This window comes from Lonsdalea britannica, from assembly GCF_946477055.1.
Taxonomy (GTDB): Bacteria; Pseudomonadota; Gammaproteobacteria; order Enterobacterales; family Enterobacteriaceae; genus Lonsdalea; species Lonsdalea britannica_A.
The window spans coordinates 1-3,566 of record NZ_CAMKXG010000309.1 but is presented as its reverse complement, the minus strand read 5'-3'; the positions used below and the strand labels follow the sequence as shown (position 1 = coordinate 3,566).

The following is a 3,566-nucleotide window of genomic DNA, read 5'->3' as shown; positions in this document are numbered from 1 at the left end:
CGTGGCGGCGGGATCATCGTAGACTGGCGCGGCGTCACCGGCAGACGGTGCCTCTGTTGTACGATGAAAGTGGGGCGGCAGCAGCGTCGGATCAATCACCTCGCCATCGGGCACGATATTCACCAGATACTCCACCAAATTACTCAATTCGCGCACATTGCCCGGCCAGCGGTAGTGTCTCAGCAAGGCCATGACTTCCCGACTGACGCCGGGGTACGTACGGCCCATCCGTCGGGTATGCAAATTCAGGAAATGGTGTACCAGCAGCTCGATATCCTCCGTCCGTTGCCGTAACGGCGGGATCTCCACCGGTATCACCTTCAGGCGATAATAGAGGTCTTCCCGGAATCGGCCGTCGTCGATCGCCTGCGCCAAATTCTGATGGGTGGCGGAAATAATACGGATATCCACGGACACCGGCTTACCCGCCCCCAACGGCATGACCTCGCGCGTTTCCAGCACCCGCAACAGCTTGGCCTGCAAGGTGAGCGGCATATCGCCGATTTCGTCGAGAAACAGGGTGCCGCGATGAGCCGACTGGATCAGCCCGGCCTTACCGTTGGGCGCCGCGCCGGTGAACGCGCCTTTGACGTAACCAAACAGTTCGCTTTCCAAGAGATGTTCCGGGATCGCCGCGCAGTTAATGGCAATAAAAGGGTGTTTGCCGCGCCGTCCCATCTGATGAATCGAGCGGGCCAACATCTCTTTGCCGCTGCCGCTCTCTCCGGTGATCATGATGCTGGAGGGGCTGTCGGCAAAGCGGGCGATATGCTGTTTCAGGGTCTGAACCACCGGCGCGTGTCCAATGAACTGGCCGATACGCGGTTCGCTGTCCGTTTCTTCCAATGGCGCGGGACGTTCTGACTGGTGAAAGGCAAACAGAAACAGCTGGAGTCGGTTGCCGCTATGGTGCTGTCCGATCACCACTTCCTGCCGGGCCGCAAAGGTGATGACGTGCTGGGCATTGCCGTTGGCGAAATCTTTGCTGGCGACCAAGGGACGAATGGACACCGGGGTTTCGGCCAGCGTTTCCAGAGGGGTATTGAGCAGTGTCAGCGCGTTCTGATTTGCGAAGGTCATCATACCGTGCTCATCCAGGACCAAAATGCCCTGATCCATACTGTTGATGAGCGTGGTGAACAGCACATCCATGTCAGGGTGGGCCGTCGGACCTTTAGTCAGGTTAGCCATGAGCAGTGATGAGACATGGCGAACGTAGTCTGAAAATACGCCGACGTTGTCCTGTAAGCGCTGTTGCTGTTCCGGCGTGATCGCCGCGAGGCTGATCACGCCGAGACACACGCCGTCATGCATCATCGGCATCCCCAGAAAAGCCAATTCGCCGCACTGGTCGAGCTGGTCGCAGCGCTGACAGATGGGATCGTGCTGCGACTGAATGACCACCTTCTCTTTCTTATGTTGAATCACGTATTGCAGCAGCAGGGTGTGCTCTGACGGGAGGCCGATCCGCGAACAATACGGACCGGTTCCCGCCACGCGCAGCAACCGGTTATCGACGATTTCAACCTCAAGCCGCAAAACCTGACCGAGCATCTGCGTGAAATGCTTGATCGTGGGTTGGATATGCATCAGTGACAGGGCTTGGCTCGTCATGGGTACGCTCTTGTTCAAATAAATTCAGACTTGCCGGAACAGTCGCTGCCGTACGGCGTTTCTCATTTTGAGAATGCGCGTCATCCTTGCGCTGTCGTGGTAAGGCGTAAAAACGCCCACGTAGGCAGAAAAAATCGGGGAACAACGTCATAAACGCTCACGCAGGCGGCGTGATAACGCCTGTTTTCTCAATTTTGATTATTCGGCATCGCGGTGGCGGCTGCAACTACAAACTGGCACAGATATTGAACCTATCCCGGTGAATAATTGTTTTCAACATCATCAGGATACCGACATGTCTACGTTTTCATTACGAATGCATATTGCCGATAACGCCCACTTCAATCCGCGGGGCGCGGCGCTGTTTAGCCGGGAGCAGGCGGAACAGGCGCGGGCTTTTCATCAGCGGATGCCGGGCTATACCCCAACGCCGTTGTACTCACTGGACGCCTTCGCCGAGGCGCTTGGCGTGGGGCGGGTGTGGGTAAAAGACGAGTCTCAGCGCTTCGGCCTGAATGCGTTCAAAATCCTCGGCGGCGCGTATGCGATAGCCCGTTGCATCTGCGAAAAATATCAGCTGACGCTAGCGGATTTTTCATTTGAGGCGGGGCGGACGGCGCTGCCGGAACGCCTCACCTTCGCCACGACGACGGATGGCAATCACGGCCGCGGCGTCGCGTGGGCGGCCAAAGCGCTGGGACAACACGCGGTTGTTTACATGCCGAAAGGCGCGTCCGCTGAACGCGTGGCCCATATCACCGGGCTGGGGGCGGAGTGCATCGTGACCGACATGAATTATGACGATACCGTCCGGTTGACCATGCAAACCGCGCAGGAAAAGGGGTGGGAAGTGGTGCAGGACACCGCCTGGCCGGGGTATGAGAAGATCCCCGCGTGGATCATGCAAGGCTATGGCACGCTGGCGGTGGAGGCGGTAGAACAGATCGCCGGGCGGCAATGGCCTGCGCCGACGCACGTCTTTTTACAGGCGGGCGTAGGGGCGATGGCGGCGGGGGTGCTGGACCATTTGGTCAACAGCTACGGCGCGGAGTCCCTGCATACGGTGATCGTCGAGCCGGAGCGGGCCGACTGCCTGTTTCGCTCTGCGCAGCATGGCGAGATCGTCGCCGTGGGCGGAGCGATGGACACCATGATGGTGGGGCTGGCCTGCGGCGAGCCGAATCCGCTGGGATGGCCGCGCCTGCGCGATTGTTCTCGTCAGTTTATCTCCTGCGAAGACCGGGTCACGGCGTTGGGGATGCGCGTCTTGGGCAACCCGTTGGGAAACGACGCGCGCATCGTGTCGGGAGAGTCCGGCGCCGTCGGCATGGGCGTACTGGCGGCGATATTACACAGTCCCCGGCGTGAAGCCCTGATGGTGCAGCTGGGGCTGGATGCCTCTTCCCGCGTACTGGTGATCAGTTCTGAAGGCGATACCGATCGTCAACACTATCGCGAAGTGGTCTGGGAAGGCCTGCCGGCGATGGGCTAATCCCACGGACAGCAACAGGAGAGCCTGATGAAACGGTTACTCAAGGGCGGTACGCTGATCGACCATTTAGGGCAATACCGAGAAGACCTGCTGATCGAGCGGGGGCGCATTGCGCAGCGAGGTCAGGATATCCCCATCACGCCGGAAATGGACGTCATCGACGTTACGGGCTGTCAGGTGATGCCGGGTGGCATTGATGTGCATACCCATTTCAATATTGATGTCGGTATCGGACGCAGCTGCGACGATTTTTATACCGGCACCCGCGCGGCGGCCTGTGGCGGCACGACGACGATTATCGATCACATGGGATTCGGGCCGCCGGGCTGTCGCCTGCATCACCAACTGGCACGTTATCATGCCTACGCGGAGGGTCAGGCGACGATCGACTACAGCTTCCACGGCGTGGTGCAGCATGTGGACGACGCGATTCTGGCCGAAATGGTGTCGATGGTGGAGC

At 59.2% G+C, this 3,566-nt stretch carries 2 protein-coding genes and 1 pseudogene; 2 read left to right on the top strand and 1 reads right to left on the bottom strand.

All coding sequences use genetic code 11. From position 1 onward, the window contains the following. Window positions 1-1,614 (bottom strand): sigma 54-interacting transcriptional regulator (locus Q7O77_RS15735; protein ID WP_304169507.1); only part of this gene is annotated, 1,614 nt, incomplete at its 3' end. A 295-nt stretch (window positions 1,615-1,909) separates the two neighbouring features. Here Q7O77_RS15735 and dpaL point away from each other — a divergent pair. Continuing rightward, window positions 1,910-3,106 carry a diaminopropionate ammonia-lyase gene (dpaL, locus tag Q7O77_RS15730; protein WP_304169503.1) on the top strand — a complete coding sequence of 399 codons (1,197 nt, stop codon included), beginning with the start codon at window positions 1,910-1,912 and terminating at the stop codon, window positions 3,104-3,106. A gap of 27 nt (window positions 3,107-3,133) precedes the next feature. Further along, window positions 3,134-3,566: pseudogene (locus tag Q7O77_RS15725) on the top strand (amidohydrolase family protein); the annotation flags it as partial.